Source organism: Pseudarthrobacter leeuwenhoeki (genome assembly GCF_055412885.1).
In genome coordinates, this window is the sequence record NZ_JBVAYY010000012.1 from 121,276 (window position 1) to 145,976 (window position 24,701).

Here is a 24,701-nt window from a genome sequence, read left to right on the forward strand (position 1 = left end):
GTTTGTCGATGTCGTCTGGGTCCAGTGTGGAGGATCAACCCGTTTCGATCGGTGCCGGAGAAGGCTACCTGCGGGACTACTATGAGCACATCGCCGGGGAAGACGCCCGGGCTTATCCCGAGGAGTTGCTCGCGGCACGGGCGCAGACGCACCGCCAAACGGCGGAGCACCGCTTGCCGGGCAACGCCAACATCACCATCTCCGACGAAGCCGACCGCAGCGTCGTCTACATCGTCACTGACGACATGCCCTTCCTTGTTGACTCGGTCAACGCCGAGCTGGTCCGGCAGCACGCCCCCATCCGCCTGGTGCTGCATCCGCTGTTCGTCGTGACCCGCAACCGTGAGAGCGGGGAGCTGGTCCGGGTCGCACGGGTCCCTTCGCACCTGGGCATCTCCAGCGGCGATACGGCAGCGATGCCCAACCTGTCGCACCTGATCGCCCAGGGCGACAACGCCTCCCACATGGAGTCCTGGATCGCTGTCGAGATCGACCGCGTCGACGACGCGAAGCGCGCGGCGCTGACCGAGGGCATCGGCCGGGTGCTCGCCGACGTGCGCGCCGCCGTCGAGGACTGGCCCAAGATGCGGAACCGGGCCATCCAGATTGCCGGGGACCTGGACAAGCTCGCCAATCCCGCGCAGATCGCCGAACTCCGTCAGGCCGAGGAACTGCTGCGCTGGCTGGGCGACGGGAACTTCACCTTCCTCGGTTACCGCGAATACGAACTCAAGAACAGATCCGGCGAGGATGTCCTGGAACCCCGGGTGGAGAGCGGGCTGGGGCTGCTGCGCGAAAGTGCCGGCACACCGCACCAGATCCAGCACCTCACGGAGACCGGCCGCAAGAAGGCACGCGAAAAGCGCGCGCTTGTCATCACCAAGGCCAACTCACGCTCCACTGTGCACCGCTCCGCGTACCTGGACTACATCGGCGTCAAGAGCTTCGATGCGGCCGGCAACGTCAACGGCGAACGACGTTTCATCGGACTCTTCGCCACCACCGCGTACGCCGGATCCGTGCGTGACATCCCGGTGGTCCGGGAGAAGGTCGCCGCAGTCCTGCGCGATGCCGGCTTCCCGCCGGATTCACACTCCGGCAAGGACCTGCTGGGCATCCTCGAAACCTACCCCCGCGGCGAGCTCTTCCAGATCGAAATCCCCGACCTCGCCGCCATTGCCACCGGCATCCAGCGGCTCCAGGAACGCCGCCGGACCCGGCTGTTCCTGCGGCCGGACATCTACGGCCGCTTTATGTCCGCGCTCGTCTACCTTCCGCGCGACCGGTACACGACCAACGTGCGTTTGCGCATCGAGCAGGAACTGCGCCAGACCTTCGACGCCGTGTCCATCGACTACGAGGCGCGGATGACCGAATCCGCCCTGGCGCGGCTCTTCTTCCGGATCCGGCTTCCGAAGAACGCCGATGTCAGCAACGTCAACACCGATGATCTCGAAAAGCGGCTGGTCCGCGCGGCCCGCTCGTGGAGCGAAGGCATCGCCGAGGTTTTGCGCGCCCGCGCCGACGGCGCCGGAGGCAGCCAGGAAAACCGCGCCAAGGAGCTTGCCGCGGTGTGGGCCGAGGCCTTCCCGGCGAGCTACCGCGTCGACTACGAGGTGGAGGATGCCCTGGAGGACATCGCCCGCTTCGAAAAGCACGGAGCCGTCGCCGCCCGGTCCGGGGAGACCGCCAAGGAACAGGCCGGTGTCCACGTCTACCTCCCCAACGGCGCCGGCGCGACGCTTGAAGAGGACGCCCGCGTCAAGCTCTACATGCTCGAGCCCCAGAGCCTGAGCCAGATCCTGCCGTACTTCCACAACCTGGGCCTGGAAGTCCTGGACGAGCGCCCGTTCGAGATCGAAACAGCCGACCACCGGGACTTCTTCCTCTACGACCTGGGCCTGAAGTACCCGGCAGGGGTGGACCCGCTCAAGACCGGGCAGCTGCTCGCGGACTCCTTCGGGGCCGCGGTGTCCGGTGCGGTGGAATCGGACAGCTTCGACCGGCTGGCCCTGCGCGAGGGAATGCACTGGCGCCAGGTCGTCGTGCTGCGCGCCTATGCCAAGTACATGCGGCAGATGGGCAACACCAACTCCTACGGATTCCTGGCCGACACCCTGCTGGCCAACCCGGATGTCACCCGCGGACTCAGCGCCCTGTTCGAAGCCCGCTTCGATCCCGCGCTGGACGGGGAGTCGCGCCGGATCAGGCAGGAGGAGGTCCTCGCCGGACTGGACAGCGCGATCGAACAGGTCGCGACCCTCGACGCCGACCGGGTGCTGCGGACCTTCAAGAACCTGATCCTGGCGACGCTTCGGACCAACTATTACCAGAACAAACCGCACCTCAGTTTCAAGCTGAACCCGTCCGCCATGGAGGGCCTGCCGTTCCCGAGGCCGATGTTCGAGATCTGGGTCTACTCGCCCCGGGTCGAGGGGGTGCACCTGCGCTTCGGCAAGGTCGCCCGCGGGGGGCTGCGCTGGTCGGACCGGCGCGAGGATTTCCGCACGGAGATCCTTGGCCTGGTCAAGGCCCAGACGGTCAAGAACGCCGTGATTGTGCCCACCGGCGCCAAGGGCGGGTTCTACGCCAAGCAGCTCCCGGACCCGGCGGCAGACCGCACCGCATGGATGGCGGAGGGCATCGAAAGCTACAAGACCTTCATCCGCGGACTCCTGGACATCACCGACAACCTCGTCACGACGCCGGAGGGCGAGCAGTTGGTGCCGCCGGCCGACGTCGTACGGCACGACGACGCGGATTCCTACCTCGTCGTTGCGGCCGACAAGGGAACGGCCTCCTTCTCCGACATCGCCAACGGCCTTGCCGCGGAATACGGTTTCTGGCTCGGCGATGCCTTCGCCTCCGGCGGCTCCGTCGGCTACGACCACAAGGCCATGGGGATCACCGCCCGCGGTGCCTGGGAATCCGTCAAGCGCCACTTCAGCGAGCTGGACCTGGACACGCAGTCCGAGCCGTTCACGGTCGTCGGCGTCGGCGACATGTCCGGTGACGTGTTCGGCAACGGCATGCAGTTGTCCCGGCACATCCGGCTGCTGGCGGCCTTTGACCACCGGCACATCTTCCTCGATCCCACCCCGGACGAGACCGTCTCCTTCGCCGAGCGCCAGCGGCTCTTCGCGCTGCCCCGTTCCTCCTGGGACGACTACAACAAGTCAATGATCAGCGAGGGCGGCGGTGTGTTTGCCCGCCAGGCCAAGTCCATCCCGGTCTCGGACCAGGTCAGGTCCGCGCTCGGACTGCCCGACGGGACCACCCGGCTCAGCCCGCCCGAACTGCTGCGCGCGATCCTGCTCGCCCCGGCCGACCTGCTGTACAACGGCGGAATCGGCACCTACGTCAAGGCCAGCACCGAAACCAACGCCGAGGTCGGCGACAAGGCCAATGATTCCATCCGCGTCGACGGCCGCGACCTGCGCGTGAAGGTGGTCGGTGAGGGCGGAAACCTGGGCATGACGCAGCATGGCCGGATTGAGGCCGCCCTCCAGGGCGTCATCCTGAACACCGATGCGATTGACAACTCCGCCGGGGTGGACTGCTCCGACCACGAGGTCAACATCAAGATCTTCGTGGACCGGATGGTTGCCGCAGGGAAACTGGATCCGGCGGAGCGTTCGGAGTTCCTGGCATCGATGACCGACGAGGTCGGCCGCCTCGTGCTGGAGGACAACATCGACCAGAACATCCTGCTGCTCAATGACCGGATGCGGGTTTCCGAATGGAGTCCCAGCTACGAACGCCTGATGGACTGGCTGGAGAAGTCCGCCGATCTGAAGCGCGATCTGGAGGCCCTGCCGACCACGGAGACACTGCGCGAGCGGCTGGAACAGGGCCAGGGCCTGACCTCGCCGGAGTTGTCGGTGCTGGCGGCCTACGCCAAGATCGAGCTCGCCTCGGCACTGCGGGACAGCGACCTGTCCGAGGACCCCTGGTTCCGGCAGACCCTGCGGGCCTACTTCCCGCAGCAGCTGCGTGACAGGTTCGACGCCGAGCTGGACACCCATCCGCTGCGGCGAGAAATCATCGCCACGGTGGTGGCGAACGACATGATCAACATGGGCGGCATCACGTTCGCGTTCCGCGCCATGGAAGAGACCTCGGCCACCGAGGCCGCCGTCGCCAAGGCCTTCGTGGCGCTCCGCGAAGTCTACGAACTGGACATCATGGTCGGGGAACTCAATGAGCTGCCCGCGTCCTTCCCCACGGAGCACTGGAGCACCGTGCACCTGGACATCCGCCGGCTGCTGGACCGGGCCGTGCGCTGGGTCCTGGGCCAGGGCAACGCCTCACGGCCCATTGCTGAGGTCGTTGGCGAGTTCAAGCCGCTGATGGATCCCATGCGGGCACGACTGCTGGACTACCTGCGCGGCGACGACCGTGCCCGTGTGGCTGAATGGCTCGAGAAGGCGCGCGGCTGGGAACTGCCCGAGGACCTGGCCCACCGCTGGGCGGAACTGTTCGAGAGCTTCGTGCTGCTCGATATTGCCAAGATCGTCCACGCCAGCCCGGAACCCGTGGAGACCATCGCCCATGTCTATTACACGGTGTTCAACCGCTTCCACGCCGACTCGCTGCTCGAACGCATCACCAACCTGCCCCGGAGGGACCGCTGGCAGGCCCTGGCCCGGGCGGCCCTCCGCGACGACCTCTACTCGACGGTCTCGGATATGACGACGGCGGTGCTGGAGGCAACGCCCCCGGAAATGCCGGCGGAGGACCGGCTGCTTGCCTGGGAGAGCCAGAATGTCGAGCAGCTGGACCGGGCGAGGAGCATGTTTGACGAGGTGAACGCCCTTGAGGCCGATGACATGGCCTCGCTGTCGGTAGCATTGAGGCTCCTGAGGTCAATCGTTCGACGCTAGGCACCTGCCGGCGTCGCAAATGGAGGTGCAGTGGCAATCTTTACGGACCCCATCAGGGAGCATGCTGATTTCGGGCCGGGGGATGCCGAGTGGCTGCACCTCCTCGTCGGCGACTGGCAGATGGTCGCGGACCTGGCCTTCGCGGACCTCGCGCTGTGGTTTCCGCACCCTGAGTTCGGCTACGTGGCGCTGGCCCACGTCCGGCCCTCCACCACGCATACGGTGTTCCACGCCGACTTCGTGGGGGAGGGGATCAGATCGGATCTGCAGCCGCTGGTCGAGGCGGCGTGGGAGAGCCGTACCATCGAGCGCTCCAACGAGACCAACTGGAGCAGCGACATGGCCCTGCGGGTCGAGGCCGTGCCGATGGTCCGGAACGGCCGGACGCTGGCGATCGTCACGTCCCACATGGACCTGTCCAGCTCCCGGATGCCCTCGCGGCTGGAGCTGACCTACCGGCAATGCGCCTATGATCTGCTGCGGATGGGGACGCTGGGACTGTGGCCGGATTTCGCCTCGCCCACCGGGTCCCGCCGTGGCGCGCCCCGCGTCGGCGACGGCCTGATCAGGCTCGATGCCGAAGGCATCGTCCAGTACGCGAGCCCCAACGGTGTCTCGGCGTTCCGCCGGCTCGGCGACGGCGAGTCCCTCGAGGGCAGGAGCCTGGCCGAGGTGACCGCGGGCCTGCTCAAGGACCGCCGCATGGTGGACGAGACACTGCCGCTGGTCGTCACAGGACGCATGCCGTGGCGCAGTGAAATCGAGTCCCGCGGGGTCAGCCTGTCATTGCGGTCGATTCCCCTGCGCGACGCGCAGCAGCGCTTTGGTGCCCTGGTGCTCTGCCGGGACGTCTCCGAGTTGCGGCGGCGGGAGTTGGAACTCGTGACGAAGGACGCCACCATCCGCGAGATCCACCACCGGGTGAAGAACAACCTGCAGACGGTGGCTGCGCTGCTGCGGATGCAATCGCGGCGCATGGTCAGCGACGAGGCCAAGCAGGGACTCGAGCAGGCGATGCGACGCGTGGCCACGATCGCCCTCGTGCATGAGACGCTGTCGCAGGGCCTGACCCAGAGTGTCGACTTTGATGAGCTTATCGGCCGGCAGTTCCGGCTCTCGGCCGAGGTGGCGTCCCCGTCGCAGCATGTGAAGACGGAGCGCTCCGGACTCTTCGGCGAGCTGCCGAGCGACTTTGCCACACCGCTGGCCCTGGTGATCAACGAGTTGGTAACGAACGCCGTCGAACACGGACTGGAGGGCCGGACCGGTACCGTCTGGCTGACCGCGGACCGTTCCGAAAGCGAGGACGGCGAGGAGCTGCTCACCGTGACGGTGACGGACGACGGCGTCGGCATCCCGGCTGCCCCCTACGTGGAGGGACTTGGCCTGCAGATCGTGCGCACCCTGGTGACTAGCGAATTGGGCGGCAGCATCCAGTGGAAGGCCAGGGAGGGCGGCGGAACGGCTGTCCAGATTGTCTTGAGCCTGGCCAAAAGATAGCCCGCGGCCGGACCGCCGGTGGAATCCTTCGGTCGGCCCGGCCGGCAAGGCTGGCGCCGGCTTAACGGACAATGGCCGCAGACGGAGGTCTGCGGCCATTGCTGTCCTGTCGCTAAAAGCGGATCGCCGGCGGGCCGGCTTCAGGAACCTGGGGTCAGGAGGCGCGGCGGGCGCGGGCCGCGCGGCGCTTCAGGGCGCGGCGCTCGTCCTCGCTCATACCGCCCCAGACGCCGGCGTCCTGCCCGGATTCAAGTGCCCACTGCAGGCAGGTGTCGACAACGGGGCATCGACGGCAAACACTTTTGGCTTCCTCGATCTGCAGGAGGGCAGGGCCGGTGTTTCCTACGGGGAAGAACAGCTCCGGGTCCTTGTCAAGGCACGCTGCGCGGTTACGCCAATCCATGCTGATCAGTCACTCCATTTCCTGGGAACTCGTCAAAAGCCCTTGTGAAATTATTCACTAGAGGCTTCATAAGGAAGGGGGCCTCTGGGGCCCCCTAGGTCATCTGGATTAAGCGTGTCATGTTAACGCTGCGTAAACAAGAGGTACCCGGCCGCAAAATACCCTGACATGGTGAGCGATGCATCACATTGGCTCGCGGTGGCCTCACATTTGGCCCACTATGTCCGGTACTGTGCCAGTGTGTCAAGAGCCCCTGAAGACCCCTCCGAACTTGCCGGTAACAGCGACGCCGAGCCCGCCGGGATCCCGGCAGGCGGCGCCGGGACCGGCGCTCCCGCACGGCCCGCAGGCATCCTGGTGATTGCGATCATCGTGGCCCTGGAGGCGACCGCGCTGTTCATGGCAGCCCTCTGGTACGGAAGCCAACTGCTGACCGGCGCCCCGGTGCTCTCCTTCTGGGGGGCGGTGTTCACGCTGGGGCTCCTGCTGGCCTTCTCCGCCTGGCTCTATGCGGTGGCCACCTTCCTGTTCCGCGGCTACCGGTGGCCGCGCGCCGGCGCCCTGGTGGCGCAACTCCTCACGCTGACGATCGGCTTTCCAACACTGTCGGGCGGATACCCGCTGGCGGGCCTGGCCATGCTGGTGCCGGCGGTTCTCGCCATTATTCTGCTCTTCGACAAGCGTGTCATCGCGTTCGCTTCACGCGTCGGAGGGGCACCGCCCGCCCTGTAGCCGCCCTGCAGCCGATCCTGCAGCCGGTCCTGCAGCGGGGCTCCGCAGCCGGCGCTTACGGTCTTCTGCCGTTGGAGGGTGCGGCCGGATCGAACGCCACCTGCAGGGCCCGTGCCCGCCCGTCCGAAATCAGGACAGCCCGGCCCGGGGGAGGGTTCTGCTCAAGTTCGAACCTGACTCCGAACACGTCTCCGTCCATCGAGGCCCGCGGGGCCATCAGCACGCCCCGTCCCGGGCCCGCCGCACTCTGAACCAGCGGCACCCGTAGCCGAAGCCCCGGGCTGAAGCCCGCCGTCAGCACCACCCGCCAGCCGAGGGTGTTGAGCAGGAGCAGCCGGTTGCCGGTTTCGGGCGACTGCAGATCGAGGTCGTCCGCCAGGAGTATCGCCGCCGGGTCCAGGGCGCCGGCGAGCGCAGCGTCATGGGTCCCGGCCCACCAGCGCTCCGGATCCCGTGCCGCCGGGCCCCGAAGCCAGCCTGCGGCGGGATTGAGGCCCGGCAGGGCCGCCAGCAGTGAGGTCTTCCCGGAGGCGTGGCCACCGAGGACGGCCAGGACAGCCCCGGGAGGCAGCGGGACGTACGCCGGACGGAGTTCATCGCCTTCGACCCCGAGGCACAGATGCCCTGGCGGCGGAGCCGGCTCCGCTGCGGCGCGGGACTGGACCTCCGCGACCGTCACCTTCACGGGAAGGGGCTCGACGCGGAAAGGCCGGGTCCGGGCGGCCTGGCCGGGCCCGCCCCGGACAGCGGGGGGGCGGGGTTCGAAGAGCTGTCCCACGTGGCCGGACGGAGAGGTTGCGGCGGATACCGGGCCGAACACCACCACCCGGCCGGCACCGGCCTCGATGACAGGCAGCCGGGGCCAGGCGAGCCGCCCGTCTTCCGTCGAGCCGGCGGGCAGGAAGATCCGGTTGGGAACGGCAGCAAAGAACCGTGCGGTGACGAGCTCGCGTTCACCCGCAACCACCACGGTGATCCCCGCCCGTGCGCCGTCGCGGACGATGTCCTGGACCAGATCTTCGGCCCATGCCAGCGGGCCGGCCCGAAACGCAGACACCCAGGACCCCCAACCGCACAGCGCGAGGACGACGGCAGGCGCGTCAGCCGCGCGGCCGGTGCCCAACCTCCGGACCATCTCTTCGGAGATGCGCTCCAGCACCCGCACGGACCGGCGAAGCTCGTGCAGTCCCACGACCGCCCCGGCTCTGGGGTGGGTCACCGCTGCGCTGAAGGAACCGGCGGCATCCAGAAGGTACACATGCGTTTCGTCATCGCGGGTGAGAAGCTGATCCATGATGAGCCCCAGGGCAGCGTCGGCACCACCGGCGAGGCCCGGGACCAGGCCAAGGTGGCCGTGCGTGCCCGGATCCCAGCCGAACTCCCTCACGCGTTGTTCCTCGGGAAGGTCCAGCAGACCCAGCCTGATCCCGCTGCGGTTCCCGTCAGCGGGGAACGGCACATGCCGGGGGAGGGGCGCTGCGACAGGACGGCGCGGCGTCGGACTGCCGGCCGCCGCGCAGGCTGCGGACACCGCTTCCGCCAACCGGGCCACCGCCAGGGACGGTGGTGCCGTGCCGCCGCCCTCCAGGCCCGGGGAGCCGGCGGGTGCCGGGCGGGTGAGGAGTTCCATTGCCTCCGTCACGGTCGGGCTGGGGGCCGTCTCGGGAACGGGTGAGACGAGTGTGGCCGTCTGGAACTCCTCCGGCGCTTCGTTTCCGCGGACGAGGTAGGCGCGTCCCGGACTCGTGACCGGGATGGAGGCCGCCAGCCGGGAGTTGATGATGTCCAGGGATTCCAGCTCGGATTGAACCCGCAACGCGATGCAGCTGGTCACGTTCGCGCGGATATCCGCGGAAACGGCCCCCTGGGGACGCTGGGTTGCCATGACCAGGTGGATCCCCAGTGAGCGGCCGATGGCAGCTATCCGCATGAGCTCGGCCAGCGCATCAGGCGCCTCGTCAACCAGCATCCTGAATTCATCAATGATGAGGACCAGATGGGGCAGCGGAGACCCGTGCGGAGCCAGTGCCTCGTAGGCCGTGAGATCGGCGGCCCGGTGCGAGGCGAGGAGTACTTCGCGGCGGCGGACTTCGGCCTCCAGGGACACCAGGGTGCGTGCCACCTCACCAAGGTCGAGATCCGTCAGGAGCCCGACGCAGTGGGCCAGGCCGGCCAGCGGCCGCAGACCGGATCCGCCCTTGAAATCGATGAACAGCAGGTTGAGGCGGTCAGGGGGATGCGCGGCCGCTAACGCCGCCGCGAGGGTCCGGAGGAACTCCGATTTGCCGGATCCGGTGGTGCCCGCCACCAAAAAATGGGGACCGTCCACCTGGAGATCCAGACACAGGGGGCCGGACCGTCCCATGCCGACCAGGACGGGAAGGCCACGCACGGCTGCGGACCCGGCCCAACGAGAGGCTACGTCCTCCGCGGAGACCGGAAGCAGCCCGAGCAGTGAACAGGCCTCGGGGATGCCCGTATCGGGAGCTGACGCACAGGCCCGCGCCCCCAGCCGGCGGCAGTTGCGGTCGAAGACACCGGCGGGAACAAGATCCGGAGTGAACTCCAGCGGCAAGCCCGCTGCTGATAGCCACGCGGTGCGCTCAGTGAGAACGAGCGCCGCACCGGCCGCAGGGGCCGGATCGCCGGCGCAGTCGATCACCTGCCAGCCATGGCTGAGCGCCGCGGAGCGCAGCCCGGCCGTTCGAAGCCCAACGACGATGATCAGGACCCCGCGCTCATAGTCCCGGCCCGGGCCGGCTGCCAGGGTCTCCAGCGTGGACGCCTCATACGCGGAGAGAATTGTGGCCGGCAGGAAACGCGCGGCGAGAAGCGGCGGGGTGGGGCCGTGAATCAGGATCCTGGTCCGCCGGGCCGCGGGATAGCCGGCAAGCTGCAAGACGAAGGACCTGACCAGGCCGGCCACCGCCGGTTCCGGGCCACGCAGAGTCGTCACCGCCGCCGCGGGATCAAGGGTCACCGGCATCCTGCCGAGCATCGGTGGCCGGAATCCGGGATCAGGCGGGTCCAGCCGGATATTGGCGCGTTGCTGTGCCTGTCCGAGCCGCAACCAGACCGGGCCCGTGGTGGCAGCAACCTTCGGAGGGCCGGGATCCGCGGATGCAACGCCCAGTGACAGCTCACCGGCGGATGGTGCGGCCCTCCGCCGTCGTTCCGTGTCCTCATGCGCTGCCGCGGCGACGGCGGCCTTCAGTTCGCGGCGCTGCCTCCTGCCCGCGGCGACGGGGACGAGAATCGAAACGGCGGACACGGCTGTGAAAGCCAGGAAGATCCACATTCCGGTCAGGATGGCCAGCCCGACTCCGATGGCCAGCGGCAGTGTCGCGGCCAGCAGGAGCGTAACCCTGTTGCTGTGCGCCGCCGGGTTGCTGATCACCAATGGTGCCGTGACGTCGGACCCGGCGGCGGCCAGACTGCCGGGATCCAGGGTGCCCGGGTCCAGGGTGCCCGGGTCCCGGGTGCTGCCGAAAGCAAGGGACATCGACGAGCCGCCGCACTGGATCGATGAATCCGTGGAGACGACCGCCGCCCGGATCCTCTTCCCGTCGACCCTGACCCCGTTGGCACTCCCGAGATCGAGGAGGGTGACGGCGGAATCAGTCACGTCCAGCTGCGCATGTTCGCGGGACAACTCGGCATCCGGAATGACGATCCCGGTTCCGCTGCGGCCGATCCGGAACCGTCCGCGCCGCAATGGAAAGACCAGTCCGGCGCCCGGCCCGCTGTGCACGGCCAGTGCGAGCGGTGCCATCTTCCGGGCGGTGGCCGGGGCAGCGCCGTCCACCAGAACGGCACCCTGGACGAGGGGGGCCTGGCCGACCGTCAACGTGGCCACCGGCACCAGGCCCACTGACAGCGTCCCGGTGCCGTAGCGCCGGGAGATCGCGGCCTGGAGATCCGTGCCGGGGCACCCTGCAGGCAGCTCGATGGCCAGTTCCACCGGTCCGGAGCGGTGGACGGACCCCGGAGCCGCAACCAGGGTGCAGTGCAGCATCATCGGAGAAGAGTCCTTTCCCGAGGCGTCGTTTGGATCCCACGGTAGGCGCGGTTTCCCTGCCGCGGGGTGGAGAAATCCGCTATGTGGAAAGGCGTGCTCACCTCGGCAAACCGTCGGAGGAGGGGGCTGTTGGCTGGCCCGCCCGCGGGCTGCGATTCGCTGGTTCCCGCACTGTCTCGGGTAGGCTGGTGCAGCAGACAATGCACGACGTTGTGCTGCCCCCATTCGAACCAGGAGATTTTGTGACCGCTGACCTCGTCATCGTAGGGTCAGGCTTCTTTGGCCTGACAATCGCAGAACGGGCCGCTGCTGAGCTGGGCTTGAAGGTCGTCGTCATCGACCGCCGCCACCACATCGGGGGCAACGCTTACAGCGAGAAGGACAAGCAGACCGGAATTGAGGTCCACCGCTACGGGGCGCACCTCTTCCACACTTCAAACGAGCGCGTCTGGGAGTACGTGAACCGCTTCACGACGTTCACCAACTACGTGCATAAGGTGTACGGCGTCCACAAGGGCGAGGTCTATTCCCTGCCGATCAACCTGGCCACGATCAACCAGTTCTTCCGGGCGAACCTGACCCCGGGCCAGGCGCAGGAACTGATCAAGGAACAGGCCGGGGAACTTGCGGGGACCGACCCGCAGAACCTGAATGACAAGGGTATCCAGCTCATCGGGCGGCCGCTGTATGAGGCGTTTATCAAGCACTACACCGGCAAGCAGTGGCAGACCGATCCCAAGGACCTGCCCGCGGGCATCATTTCGCGGCTCCCGGTGCGCTACAACTACGACAACCGCTACTTCAACGACAAGTACGAGGGTCTGCCGACCAACGGCTACACCGCGTGGATCGAGAAGATGGCGGAACACCCGAACATCGAGGTCCGGCTCAATACGGATTTCTTCGACGAGTCGCACGAGTACAGCAAGAATAAAGTCGTTGGCAACATCCCGGTCATCTACACGGGCCCCGTCGACCGTTACTTCGATTTCGCCGAGGGTGACCTCTCCTGGCGCACCATCGACTTCGAAGAAGAAGTGCTCGACGTCGGCGACTTTCAGGGGACGTCGGTGGTCAACTACAACGACGCCGATGTGGCCTATACGCGCATTATCGAGCCACGCCACTTCCATCCGGAGCGCGACTACCAGACGGGAAAAACCGTCGTCATGCGCGAATTCTCCCGGGCCGCCGAAAAGGGCGACGAACCCTACTACCCGATCAACACCGCCGCGGACCGGGAACGCCTGCTCAAGTACCGCGACCTGGCGGCGGCTGAGAAGGACGTTTTGTTCGGCGGACGCCTTGGCACCTACAAGTACCTCGACATGCATATGGCCATCGGGTCCGCCCTGACGATGTTCGACAACCAGATCCGCCCGCATTTCGAAGGCGGCGCCGAGATAGAAAGTGGAGGTGTTGACGCGTGAGCGCAGAATTGCTGGCTGCGCCGGACCAGGGTGGCGGGCTGTTCGATGTATTCCGGCATCGTGCCCTGCTGCGACTGATCATCCGCAAAGAGCTCAAAGTCCGGTACCGCAGTTCAGTCCTGGGCCTGCTGTGGTCCTACGTCAAGCCTGGGGTGCAATTCGTTGTCTTCTATTTCGCACTCGGGGTTTTCCTTGGGCTGAACAAGCAACCGAATTTTGTTGTCTACATGTTTTCGGGAATTATTGTCATTAACTACTTTTCGGAGGCATTCGGCCAGGCAACACGATCTGTCGTTGCCAATGGGGCGCTGGTCAAAAAGATCTATTTGCCGCGGGAGCTTTTTCCTGTGGCATCCTTGTGGGTTGCAGTAGTCCACTTCCTGCCACAGCTTTTGATCCTGCTGGCAGCGTGCTTCTTCTTCGGCTGGGCTCCTACTCCCGTTCAACTCGTGGGTGCTGTGGGCGCCTTTGTGATGGTCACCGTGCTGTCGCTGGGGCTGGGGCTGCTCTTCGCGGCCGCCAATGTCATGTTCCGCGATTCCGAGAACATTGTGGATCTCATGCTCATGATGGCAACGTGGCTGTCCCCCGTGCTTTACCCTTGGTACCTGGTGCGAGACACGCTCGGCGACACGTTCTACTTCTTCTACCAACTCAACCCAATAACGATCGCGGTCGAGATTTTCCATGCCGCCTTCTGGGCCCCCACGGCGGCCGTTCAGGCTTCGCCGGAAGGGGCGAGGCTCCCAGAGCATTTGCTGTCGCTTTGGCTCCCGGTTGGTTTGTTGATCTCTCTCTCTATCCTGGTCTTGGGGCAGACAGTGTTTCGTCGCCTTGAGGGCAGATTTGCGCAGGAGCTGTAATGAGTAACGCGGCAATAGTTGTTGAAAACGTCTCAAAACGATTCAATTTTCGCCACACCCGCTCCCTGAAAGAGACCGTAGTCTGGCTGTTCAAGGGTCGCCGTGGAGACCTCTCATCCTCTTTCATGGCCTTGGACGGCATCGATCTGAGGGTGGATGTGGGTGAATCGGTCGCATTGCTGGGCTTTAACGGATCGGGGAAGTCAACTCTGCTCAAGCTGATTTCCGGCGTCATGAGTTCGGACTCGGGGAGCATTCGCACGCGAGGCAAGGTCGCCGGGCTGATCGAAGTCGGTGCAGGATTCCACCCGGATCTCACGGGGCGGGAAAACGTCTACCTCAATGGCGTGATCCTGGGCATGACGGAGCAGGAAACTACCGACCGATTTGACGAGATCGTTGAATTTTCGGAGATCGGTAAATTTATCGATACCGAAGTGAAGTTCTACTCTTCGGGTATGTTCCTGCGTTTGGCTTTTTCAGTCGCCGTGCACACCAAGCCTGATGTCTTTTTGATCGATGAAATTCTTTCTGTCGGTGATGAGCCGTTTCAGAAAAAATGCCTTGCGCGCATTCAGGAACTTCGGGAGTCAGGCTGCACACTCGTGGTTGTGAGCCACGACCTCGATATGGTGAGCAAGGTCTGCGATCGGGGAGTGGTGCTCCGCCACGGAACCAAGGTCGCTGACGGTCCAATTATCGAAGCCGTTCGTCTTTTGCGGGAAAACTAGTGGAGCCACTACGGATGGATACGATGACAGCGGAAAATTCACTGAACAAGGCCCGAAGGCTATTCGACATCGTCGACGACGGAGGATCCGGTCTGGCTGGCGGCGAGGGGCGCTTGTCCGAACGCGAAGTTGGCCTGCTCACCGGAGCCCTGAATTATCACTCCTTGGTCCGGCCTGGGCGCGATTTGAAGGCGCTCGTCCTACGAGCCCCCGACGGCCAGTCTCCAAACCTGACGGGCGAGGCGTGCCACCAGTTGGAGTGGAAGTCCGACCGGGCTGTCCTCTGTTCCGTTACCGTCCGCAGCACAGTCGCTTCGAGCACTCCCGGCAAAGCCGCAGTTGTTCCGCTCGTCATTGACCTGGGCGGGGAACGCTCAGAGGGCGGAACGAGCTATTATGATCGCGCCGGGCTCAAGGGCAAGATATTCAAGCGTGCGAGGTTCGGCGCTCCGGTGGCGTTCGATGCACTCCGGCAGGGCCTGACGGATGTCTACGAAAAACGGGTCGTCCCTAAACGCCGGGCGCAGCAGATGCCCGCACCTCAGCTGACGACAGCCACTGTCTGGCCTTCGGACGAGCGGAGACAGCCTGCGATCATCTTCGGACTGCACTGGCTCGAAATGGGCGGCGCAGAGCGTTGGGCCCTGGAGTCTATCGCCCTGGCCAAGGAGGCAGGCTTCCTGCCGATCGTGCTGACCGACAGGGACTCGTCCCATCCATGGATCGGTCGTCCGGAACTCGACGGCGCCCTGGTGTTGCCGCTGAGCTTCCCCCTGCCCCGGGGCGAGGAAGCGGACCTGCTCCTGACTCTGTTGTCTGAGTTCTCCGTCCGAGGCATTCACGTCCACCACAACGGTTGGCTTTACCACCGCCTCGCGTGGTTCAAAGCCATGGACCCGTCCGTCCACATCGCCGACACCCTGCACATTCTTGAGTGGCGCACCGGCGGCTTCGTCGAAGTGTCTGTCAAGCTCTCCAACTTGATCGACGTCCACCATGTCATTTCCCCCCAGCTCCGGGATTACCTGACGCTCCTGCGGGATGTGCCGAAGAGCCGAGTGTCACTGGCACCCCTGTACGGGCTGTCGGATGAAACTGCGGTGCCGACCAGCGACGCCGGACCCGGCCGGCCGTTTACGGTCTCGTTCATCGGCCGCCTAAGCCAGCAGAAGCGTCCGTACCTCTTCCTGCGATACGCTGCCGCCCTCAAAAAATCCGTTGGGGACGACGTTAGGTTCATCGTCCACGGAGACGGCGCACTCTCGGATGAGACCGCTAGTCTCGTGAACCGATACGGTCTGAACGGCAGCGTTGAACTACGCCGCCCGCCGCAGCCGGTGGACGACACCCTGGCTGACTCGGATCTGCTGGTCATCTCCTCGGACAACGAGGGGCTGACCCTGACGACTTTCGAGGCGACGGCAATGAACGTTGCGGTGATGTCGACCGACGTCGGCTCCCAAGCATCGCTAGTCTCCAGCAAAGCGCTGCTGCCCCGCCAGCCGTTCGCCTTTATCACCGAGGCGGTGAAGCTGACCCAGGCGGTGATGTCTTCGGAAACGCTCCGCAGGGAGATCATCGACGAGCAGCAGCAGAAGATCACGGCCTTGAAGGAACTTCCTGACGCACGCGCGTGGACCAAGGCCCTCTACGAAGGATGGAAAGCATGACCGACAAAGTTGCGGCCGTCGTCGTCACTTACAACAGGGTAGACAAGCTCGGACGCGTGCTGGACTCGATCCTGGCACAGTCCCGCGGCGTCGACCGACTAATCGTGATCGACAATGCCAGCACCGACTCAACGCCGCAGCTGTTGTCCGTCTACCAGGACGACCCGCGGGTTGAAGTCGTCCGTCTGGAGACCAACACTGGTGGCGCCGGAGGCTTTGCAGCCGGAATGGAGCGGGCCTACGAACGTGGTGCGGACTGGGTCTGGATCATGGATGACGACTGCTACACGGACGAAACAGCACTCCAAACTCTCTTGGCCGGCCACGCCTCGGCCGAGAGCGAGCTGGGCTACCCGGTTCCCTACAGCTGCTCCCTGGTGCGCTACACCGACGGCTCTATTTGCGAAATGAATAACCCGGGTGCCGCCTGGGACTGGGGGCGGCTCATCGCCAGGGGCCAGAACACGGTGCTCATCACCAACTGCTCCTTCGTATCCGTCCTGATCCCGCGCCGGTCGATCGCCAAGTATGGCCTGCCGTTGGTGGAGTACTTCATCTGGTTCGATGATATGGAGTACACGCTGCGAATCAGCGCGGATGGTCCCGGAGTGCAGGTTCTGGACAGCACGGTCACGCACGACATGCCTGAGAACCGGGGGGTCAACTTTGGTGACCTGAACGGAAGCAACGCTTGGAAGTTCCACTACGGCGCTCGCAACGAGTCCTCCTATCGGTGGCATCATGACAACAAGCTCGACTGGCTGAGGTTCGTCGTGAGCACTTACGTCTGGATGCGCCGCGGCGGCGTGGGGCGCCGGCTGCAGTTCGGCGTTGCCAAAAAGGTGCTCGAGGGCATCAAGTTCAACCCGGAACCGAAACAGGTTCGCAGCGTGCTGTGAACCCCGCTTAGCGACCGGAGCAGCGGCCGTGTCTGCCGCCGGATCTCCGGGGCAGGCACGGCCGCTGCTCCGTCAGCCGTAAATGAGGGATCTTCAAGGTTCCCGGGGAAATAGGTTCGTGTTGTAGCTAGCAGAGGACTCGTGGTCCTGCTGGGATGAGTGTTACTACGCATTCAACCTGAACAGGAACCACGAGCCTTGTTAGAGTCTGTAACGGCCGAAGATGCTGCCAGCTTGATCTTCAGCCTGCCTGATTATCGCGTCCCGGGTGAAGGAACGTCGGTGCCAGCAGCCGCGGGACATCCGGGTCGCCGGCGCGGTGGTGCTTCTCTGGGACAAACGGGCTCTTCACGGTTCGCGGGGAATGGTCTGCTGAGATGATTGCTCATGCTGCCATTCGGGCTGCACTTCTCAAGAGGATACGCGATTTGTAATTGTCCGGGTTTCGGTAGCCTCGCGCGGTTCGTTTGATGTTTTTTATGGCGGTGTTGTTGGCTTCTACCTTGGCTGTGGTGGCCCCGGTGACGATGAGGACTTCGATCTCGGCCCACCAGCGGCACACGGTGCGGTAGAGCCGGTTCGCTTCGGGCAGCGCGGCCTGCGCAACCAGTTCGGCCAGGGTTGTTTTCGCGGCCGCGGCGTCGTCCAGGGAGCTTGTGCGCAGCAGGGTGCGGAGCTGTTCCTTGACCTGCCAGGCGGCCTTGAGTTTCCCGGTCGGGTCGTCGGTGTCGAAGACGCCGGCCAGGCGGTACTGCGCACGTTCGGAGAGGTTCTCTTCGGCTTTCAGCAGCAGCATCCGGTTCGCCCACGCCGGGTCCGTGGCTCTGCCCCGACGGCCCCGCACCTGTTGCGACAGGCCCTGACGGACCGAGGTGAGCATGTCGTTGGCCAGCATCGTGACGTGGAAGAGATCCACGGACACAGCGCTGCGCGGCAGCCACATCCGCAACGCTTTCCTGAACGCCGCGGACGGGTCGATCGCAACGACCTGCACCCCGAGCCGCCACTCCAGAGGCCGAGCGAAGAGCCAGTCCCCAACGCCCTTGTGGTCCCGTCCGTCCACGATGCCCAGCACCTGTCCGGTGTCCAGATCCACGATCGTGGTCATCCACGGCTCGTACCGGGTCCAGGCCTTCGTGCCAGGTCCTGGAAGAACCGCACGGACCGATACCGGCGCTCATCGATGCCCAGCATTCTGGGTGCGAGGAGGTCCACATCGGGCAGGCGGAGAGCGGCGTCACCGATGACCTGCTGGACCGGCCACCACGAGATCCCGAACGCCACGGCCGTCTCGGCCACGGCCCGCCCCGAGATCATGACCGCGTCCAACACCGTCTCCCCGAGCCGGCGCGTCGACCGGGCCCGGCGCGGGACCTGGGGGGTGGCCTCACAGAACGATTTCCGCTCGCACAAGTATTCGTCAACGAACCAGCGGCGCTTGTCCCAGAGGAGCACCACCGCGCCGGCGACCGGGATGTCCCGCAGCTGCTGGCACCGGCGTTCCTTCACCCGGGACGCGATCACCCCGCAGCTCGGGCATCCCGGCGGGAACGTGGACTCCACTGTGACATGGCGTGCCCCATCCGGGAGCTGGACGGTGCCGGTGACACGGTAATCGGGCAGGTTGAAGATCAAGCTGGCAGCATCTTCGGCCGCCACAGTAGGCTCTAACAAGGCTCGTGGTTCCTGTTCAGGTTGAATGCGTAGTAACACTCATCCCAGCAGGACCACGAATACTCTGGGAGCTACAACACGAACCTAATTCCCCGGGAACCTTGAAGAGCCGACAAACGCCGCTGGTTCTGAGACGAATACTTGTGCGGGCGGAAATCGTTCTGTGAGGCCACGCCGCAGGTCCCGCGCCGGGCACGGTCGACGCGGCGGCTACGGGAGACGGTGCTGGAGGCGGTCATCACCTCGGGGGCGGACCGTGTCCGAGACTTCCGTGGCGTTCGGGGTCTCGTGGTGGCTGGTTCAGCAGGTGCTGGGCCTGCGGGGCAAGGCCAAGGGCCCGGCGTGGGCGAACCGGATGGTGCTGACGGCAGATGAGAACCTCTCAGAACGGGGCCACCACCGGCTGGCCGGCGTGTTCGCCGCCGATGATCCGACCGGGAGCCTCCAAGCCGCCTGGCAGGTCAAGGTAGAGGCCGATAACACGGCAATCAAACACATCAAACGAACCGTGCGAGGCTACCGAAACCCCGACACCTGCAAATCGCGTATCCTCGTGAGAAGTGCCGCCCGGATGGCAGCATGAGCAATCATCTCAGCAGACCATTCCCCGGGAACCTTGAAGAGATTCCCTAACGCTTGCCAAGCCTTTTTTGGCTCTGGACTGAAGGCAGGCTGAGTGCACCGTCACCTGGTGTCTGCCGGCGACGGTGGGTGCTGTCCATCCCGGCAGGGACCAAGGCCGAGGCCCGCTGACGCCGCCGTGCTGGTGGTGGACGGGAAAGCGCCTTCGGGCCTTCGGGCCGGTCGCCAACGGTATCGGTCGTGGTGCTGGTTACCGTGTCAGGCGTGCCCGTTTCGCTTCGATCGTGTGGGACCGGGACTGGGTGCGTTGCTGGGGCGTGACGGTGTAACGGGAAGCGATGAGCTCTTTCGCCGCCCGTTTGGTCACCGGCTTCCCCTCGAGGTCACGCAGCTCATACATCTGCCCGGTGGTGAGGGTCTTCCAGGTTCTTTCGGCCAGTTTCCTGGCGACCGCGATGGTGGCCTGGGTGTGGCAGTGTCCGTGTTCGGTCATGAGCCGGTGATAGAACGCGGCCAGCTGCGGATCCATGGTCCGGGCGACGCTGCCGGCCTGGTAGAAGGCCAGACGCAGTGGTGCCGGTCCTTCCTTACTGATGGCCCTGCGGGGCTGGCTCGTCATCCCGGAGGACCAGTTCGAGGGGGTAATGCCGACGTAGTTGGCTGCTTTCTTGGCGCTGTCGAATCCGGACCCGTCACCGAAGTAGGCGCGGATGCACGGACCCGTGGCCGGGCCGACACCCGGAAGGGAGGGCACCAGCGGGTCATCGCCGTAGAGATGTTCCCACCACTGGCGTGCATGGGAACTGAAGCGTTCCACCCTGGCCCGGGACTCGGCCAGGTCGGTCAGGTGTTCGGTGACGTCGACGGCCAGCGCGTCCAGGTCCAGGTGTCCGTCCCAGAAGTCCGCCCATCCCCGGGCGGAGGCCTTGATCGCGGCGGCACGGGCAGGGGTGTCTGCGAGGTCCCTTCCAATACAGCCAGGGCTGTTAATTCGGATCCGGCGAACGCGGTCCACACATCGGGAAAGGCCCACCGTGCCAGTGACAGCAGCCGCCGCCAGTAGCGGTTGCCGTCATTGACGGCACCGGCCCGGCGGACCACAGCCCGCCGCAGAAAAACTCCCGCCCCCCCCGATATGGTGCCGGGCCGTGGTGGCCGCGTCGATACCTGCCACTGCCCGCACAAGCCCGGCGGGTTTATCCTGCTTTTGCATGATGGTTCTCCCTTGTCGCATCCAATACGTGCGATGGGACAACCCGTCGTTGCCGGTCCACCAGCCAAGTCACCAGGCCCGGGCGTCCCACCCTTGGGAGAACCTTCATGCGCTCATTCGAACGCCTGGGGCGATCTCCCTCACATGCCCGCAACTGTCCAGGAAGCGTCGGATACAGGTCCCGCGCTTGTAAGTCATCCGGTGCCTTCCCGGAGACGAAAACCGGTGCTGCGCACCGTTCTTCTCCGGCCACCAATTCCCTCAATCGGGTCTGCCTGGAAGACAGGCCGGGGGCTTCGATCTCTTTCACGGGCCATGACGCCCAGCCGAAAACCGGAACCACCCCGGCCCCTCCCAAGGCCACCGTAAATGACGACCACCCACCTCAACAGGGGGTACTTGAGGGATACAAGCCCGTAACGGTGGATCAGGACGGGGGATACAGTGCCAGCGCCTCGGTACGCTTCCGGGCGGCCAAAGTAAGGGCTCTGTCTGCAAAGCCCGCATCGCCGGTTGGTTCCGGAAGCGCAGTGCCAGCCGATGCAGAGGCGTACGTCCAGCCGGTCCCCAGATCAAGCAGCGAGCGGTGCTTTATGTCGTAGTAATTATCCAGGATTCCGATGGCAACGCCGGATGCCCCGGAGGCTGCAGCAACCATGTGCGGGTGGAACCTGGAGGTGTACCAGGACTGGCCGGGGCGCACCGGCAGCCCGTCGTTCCAGACATGGACAAACGGGACGAAGTTCTCTTCGGGGATCAGACCGTCCAACGCCTCGAACATCCGGCGGTCGGATCCCGGGATGGCCTCGACGTAGCCGACCGACATTCCCCTATCAAGGGCCGCCTCAACGACGACCCGAAGCTTGTCCGTCAGCGTTGTGAATATCTCTTCGTCGATCATGTCGCTCTGGATGCACAGCATGACGTCTTTCGCCCGCGACGCGACGATAGGGGAGCGGCTGCGCCCCAACTCGTGCGGAAGGCCGAGAAAGGCGTCATCAAGTCCTACCTCGACACCCAACATCGCGGCGCTGGCGGTGTCCCGCACACTGATGCTGGTGAAAGACGAGAGAGCTTCCTTAAGTTGGTCGCCATTTTCGGGAACGGGCATCAGGCCGAGCCCGGAGCCTAGTAGCCGGGATCCGTTGAGTTTCCCGGCCGCGATCATTCCGGAAACCAAACCTACATGATCCGGCCAGACGCCATTGATATAGCCGCCGCCCAGGATGTGTATTGACTCTGCCCGCGCCAGCGTGATTAGGGCCACGTCGTACATTGGTGTCCCGCCGTGCGTAACGACGTGGTCGACGTGCTCCCAGACACCCCGGGCCGTTTGGTTCGGAGCCTCGGCGCAGGACCGCCAGAGGGTGTTCGTGACGAGGAGATGGGGATGAATTCCGCCAAAAAGTGCGCTTGCCGTGCCGGGCTGGGGACAATCCAGCCAAACGGTCGCGTCGGGGCGCACCCGGGCCAGAAATCTCAGCCACGAGGCGACGATGAGCTCGTCGCCATAATTCGGATTTCCGCCCGAAGCCACCAGATAGATGTTCTCGGTCATCGGCCAAGGTTAACACTTAGGTTGTTCTTGACCCTATTTGCGCTGGGTTACCCCGGAGCCGATGCCAGCGTCTCGTCGTTGCCCGCCCCGAATTTTCCCTCTGGCGGTCCCGTTAGGTCCAGTCGGCTCTTTGGCACCCGGGCGGATGTGGCTGAAATAGTGAAATGCACCTATTCGTCGGCTTGGGTTGGTAAGTAATGATGCCGTAAGCTTGCGGGGGGCCGGTGTGTGCTGCCGGAGCCGAACCCGAGGAGCATAGTAGCTGTGTCAACTAGTCGAGTAGTTCAGCGGGGCGTCGCAACGGAGCCCCTGCCGGACGCGATTCGGTCCATGCCCAGCCGGACGAGGGCAAGCGGATTCCGGCACGACATCCAGGCTCTTCGTGCACTGGCTGTGTCACTCGTCGTTGTCGGACACCTCTGGCCCAACAGTCTGACTGGCGGCTACGTCGGGGTTGACGTCTTCTTCGTTATTTCCGGGTTTCTCATCACAACACATCTTTTGAAGGAGATCCTCGCTGCGGGCAGGCTCGACTTTGTTGCCTTCTATTCCAGGCGGATCAGGAGACTCCTTCCTGCAGCCTTTTTGGTTCTCATTGTGTCCCTGGTGGCATCGTTTTTTGTTTTGCCCTTCTCCCGTTGGGGCGATACTGCCCAGCAGATTGTTGCCAGTGCTTTCTACGTGGAGAACTGGGTGCTCGCGGCGAAGTCCGTCGACTACTCCGCTTCAACTGACACTGCGACAGTGGCGCAACACTTCTGGTCGCTGTCCGTGGAAGAGCAGTTCTACCTCGTCTGGCCTCTTCTGTTGGTTGCCCTCGCAGTCTTGGCACGGCAGCTCGGAATCCGCCCTCGTGCGGCTCTGGCTGGCGGGATTCTAGTGCTGTCTGGAGCGTCATTGATTTGCTCCGCATACCTCGCGGAACAAGGACGCCACGAGGCCTATTTCTACACCCCGGTGCGGCTGTGGGAATTCGGCGTCGGCGCTGCGCTGGCACTTGCTGCTCCGCACATACGAATCCCGAGGTTCGTGGCCAACGGTGCGGCGATAGCGGGGTTTGCCGGTATTGTCGGAAGCGCAGTCCTCTTCAACGATCGGACTCCCTTCCCCGGCACAGCTGCTCTGATTCCAGTTGTTGGCACGGCCTTGGTTGTCGCCGCGGGGATGTCGGGGGAAAGGCAATGGGCCAACAAGCTCACGTCGCTGGCGACCGTTCAGTTTGTCGGGAACATCTCGTACTCCCTTTACCTTTGGCACTGGCCGTTGATCGTCCTAGGACCGTTTATGTTCAATGCCGAACTGCGAACGCCTACCAAAGTCGCATTGCTTGCGGCATCAGTAGTGCTGGCGTGGGCCACCAAAGTATGGGTGGAGGACAAAGGGATCCAGCTCCGCCCAAAGTCCAGGCCCGCCGCTAAAACCATGATCGGAATGGTGGCCGGAATGGTGGTCATCGCCGGCGCTGGCGGAGGGCTTTGGCTGGGACAGCAGGCCCGGGTCGCCGAGGCCGAGCAAATCATCCTGAAGCAGAAGGCGTCGCCGTGCTACGGTCCGAGGGCCATGGAGAAGCCAAACCTATGCGAGGAAAGGTTTGGCGCGGCGCTCGTACCAACCATGAGCGATGCAAATAACTACTACTCCACCCCTCCCGAGTGTGGCGAAGACTTAGACATACTCTTGGCCGGAGACAAGAAGACAACCAAGTTCTGTGATTTCTCCGGCGGCGCAGAGAAACCGACGACGGTCTGGCTGGTTGGGGATTCTCACGCCCAACAATGGCAAGCACCCATTCTGGACCTTGCCAAGCGCAACAATTGGCTGGTCAAGATCAGTTTTCTCGGGGGGTGTCCGCCCGCGGCTGTTTCATATGTAGGTTATGACGCACAAGGGGATGAAAAGAGCAACAACCAGTGCATGTCGTGGGGGCGATCAGTGTCGGAAGCAGTCGCCGCCGACAGTCCGAAGTACGTCTTTACATCAGCGTTCGCACGCAAAGAGCTGGTCGATGACGGTTCGGGACGGTCCCAAAACGAGCAGTACGCGGATGGCTTCGGCAAGTACTGGCAGGCCTGGACGGCCGTCGGCAGCAAGGTCGTGGTCCTGGCGGACCCGCCCTACAACGTCGACGTGCGGTCTCCGAACTGTGTGCAGCTGAACGCGGAGAACCCGCTCGAGTGTGCGGTGGAGCGCCGGGTTGCGGCTCCGGAAGATCCCCTGGTGCATGCTGCCAAGATCAATAACAACGACTCGCTCACCCTCGTGGATCTCACCGACTACTTCTGTGACGCGGCGAGTTGCTATAGCTCCGTCGGCGGGGTTGTGGTCTACTATGACGCGAATCATCTGAACGTGGAGTTCAGTAGACTGCTGGGTCCGATGATCGAGGCAAGGCTCTAGCTGGCACGCACATCATCCTGCGCTTACCCTGCGGGCCGGGGAAGGCTTGATTTCCGGGGAGGTCCGCTGTGCCGCGGCGGGCCTCGCCGCGGATCCTGACTGGCACCTGGATGCGTCTGAAGGGTTCCAGGGCCGATCATTGGCAAGG

Annotated in this window: 16 protein-coding genes; 10 read left to right on the top strand and 6 right to left on the bottom strand. The window is 64.6% G+C overall.

Annotated features, from left to right (window positions below; all coding sequences use genetic code 11):
• The first annotated feature begins 8 nt into the window (after positions 1 to 8).
• A complete protein-coding gene (locus tag ACZYX4_RS12685; protein WP_463876371.1) occupies positions 9 to 4,883 on the top strand; it encodes an NAD-glutamate dehydrogenase in 4,875 nt (1,624 codons plus the stop codon).
• Between the two features lie 30 nt (positions 4,884 to 4,913).
• Positions 4,914 to 6,383: a sensor histidine kinase gene (locus ACZYX4_RS12690; protein ID WP_463876373.1), complete on the top strand. Its 1,470-nt coding sequence runs from the start codon at positions 4,914 to 4,916 to the stop codon at positions 6,381 to 6,383.
• 154 nt (positions 6,384 to 6,537) lie between these two features.
• On the opposite strand, the gene ACZYX4_RS12695 is transcribed toward ACZYX4_RS12690, so the two are convergent.
• Positions 6,538 to 6,786, bottom strand: a complete 249-nt coding sequence (locus tag ACZYX4_RS12695) for a WhiB family transcriptional regulator (protein WP_003804966.1) — start codon at positions 6,784 to 6,786, stop codon at positions 6,538 to 6,540.
• Between the two features lie 240 nt (positions 6,787 to 7,026).
• On the opposite strand from ACZYX4_RS12695, the gene ACZYX4_RS12700 reads away from it, so the two are divergent.
• On the top strand, positions 7,027 to 7,518 hold the full coding sequence (locus tag ACZYX4_RS12700; protein ID WP_463876375.1) for a hypothetical protein: 492 nt from the start codon (positions 7,027 to 7,029) through the stop codon (positions 7,516 to 7,518).
• A gap of 55 nt (positions 7,519 to 7,573) precedes the next feature.
• On the opposite strand, the gene ACZYX4_RS12705 is transcribed toward ACZYX4_RS12700, so the two are convergent.
• Positions 7,574 to 11,536 (bottom strand): FtsK/SpoIIIE domain-containing protein, encoded by a 3,963-nt coding sequence (locus tag ACZYX4_RS12705; RefSeq protein ID WP_463876377.1) that lies wholly within the window; start codon positions 11,534 to 11,536, stop codon positions 7,574 to 7,576.
• 242 nt (positions 11,537 to 11,778) lie between these two features.
• Here ACZYX4_RS12705 and glf point away from each other — a divergent pair, with 242 nt between their 5' ends.
• From glf to ACZYX4_RS12730, 5 genes are read left to right on the top strand one after another with little or no spacing between them, the layout of a single operon-like run.
• Complete coding sequence (glf, locus tag ACZYX4_RS12710; RefSeq protein ID WP_463876379.1) at positions 11,779 to 12,966, top strand: UDP-galactopyranose mutase; 1,188 nt, start codon at positions 11,779 to 11,781, stop codon at positions 12,964 to 12,966.
• Entirely contained in the window at positions 12,963 to 13,829 is an 867-nt protein-coding gene (locus ACZYX4_RS12715) for an ABC transporter permease (RefSeq protein WP_463876381.1), read from the top strand. Before glf ends, ACZYX4_RS12715 begins: the two co-directional genes overlap by 4 nt.
• Complete coding sequence (locus ACZYX4_RS12720; RefSeq protein WP_463876383.1) at positions 13,829 to 14,560, top strand: ABC transporter ATP-binding protein; 732 nt, start codon at positions 13,829 to 13,831, stop codon at positions 14,558 to 14,560. Before ACZYX4_RS12715 ends, ACZYX4_RS12720 begins: the two co-directional genes overlap by 1 nt.
• Positions 14,560 to 16,230: a glycosyltransferase gene (locus ACZYX4_RS12725; protein WP_463876385.1), complete on the top strand. Its 1,671-nt coding sequence runs from the start codon at positions 14,560 to 14,562 to the stop codon at positions 16,228 to 16,230. The genes ACZYX4_RS12720 and ACZYX4_RS12725 overlap by 1 nt, the downstream gene beginning before the upstream one ends.
• Positions 16,227 to 17,129 carry a glycosyltransferase gene (locus ACZYX4_RS12730; RefSeq protein ID WP_463876387.1) on the top strand — a complete coding sequence of 301 codons (903 nt, stop codon included), beginning with the start codon at positions 16,227 to 16,229 and terminating at the stop codon, positions 17,127 to 17,129. The genes ACZYX4_RS12725 and ACZYX4_RS12730 overlap by 4 nt, the downstream gene beginning before the upstream one ends.
• A gap of 385 nt (positions 17,130 to 17,514) precedes the next feature.
• Here ACZYX4_RS12730 and ACZYX4_RS12735 read toward each other — a convergent pair whose 3' ends face one another.
• Both ACZYX4_RS12735 and ACZYX4_RS12740 read right to left on the bottom strand, forming a co-directional pair.
• Positions 17,515 to 18,237, bottom strand: coding sequence for an ISL3 family transposase (locus ACZYX4_RS12735; protein WP_463876389.1), 723 nt, complete (start codon positions 18,235 to 18,237; stop codon positions 17,515 to 17,517).
• Entirely contained in the window at positions 18,234 to 18,764 is a 531-nt protein-coding gene (locus tag ACZYX4_RS12740; protein ID WP_463876391.1) for a transposase family protein, read from the bottom strand. The genes ACZYX4_RS12735 and ACZYX4_RS12740 overlap by 4 nt, the downstream gene beginning before the upstream one ends.
• 295 nt (positions 18,765 to 19,059) lie before the next feature.
• Here ACZYX4_RS12740 and ACZYX4_RS12745 point away from each other — a divergent pair, with 295 nt between their 5' ends.
• Entirely contained in the window at positions 19,060 to 19,386 is a 327-nt protein-coding gene (locus ACZYX4_RS12745) for a hypothetical protein (protein ID WP_463876393.1), read from the top strand.
• Positions 19,387 to 19,635: 249 nt separating this feature from the next.
• Here the strand turns inward: ACZYX4_RS12745 and ACZYX4_RS12750 are convergent, their stop codons facing one another.
• Together ACZYX4_RS12750 and ACZYX4_RS12755 are read right to left on the bottom strand one after the other, a co-directional pair.
• The gene (locus tag ACZYX4_RS12750) at positions 19,636 to 20,400 is read right to left on the bottom strand and encodes a transposase (RefSeq protein WP_463876395.1); all 765 of its coding nucleotides are present in this window, start codon (positions 20,398 to 20,400) and stop codon (positions 19,636 to 19,638) included.
• Between the two features lie 625 nt (positions 20,401 to 21,025).
• Positions 21,026 to 22,156 carry a polysaccharide pyruvyl transferase family protein gene (locus tag ACZYX4_RS12755; RefSeq protein WP_463876397.1) on the bottom strand — a complete coding sequence of 377 codons (1,131 nt, stop codon included), beginning with the start codon at positions 22,154 to 22,156 and terminating at the stop codon, positions 21,026 to 21,028.
• Positions 22,157 to 22,486: 330 nt separating this feature from the next.
• Here ACZYX4_RS12755 and ACZYX4_RS12760 point away from each other — a divergent pair, with 330 nt between their 5' ends.
• Positions 22,487 to 24,553, top strand: a complete 2,067-nt coding sequence (locus ACZYX4_RS12760) for an acyltransferase family protein (RefSeq protein ID WP_463876399.1) — start codon at positions 22,487 to 22,489, stop codon at positions 24,551 to 24,553.
• Positions 24,554 to 24,701 lie beyond the last annotated feature (148 nt).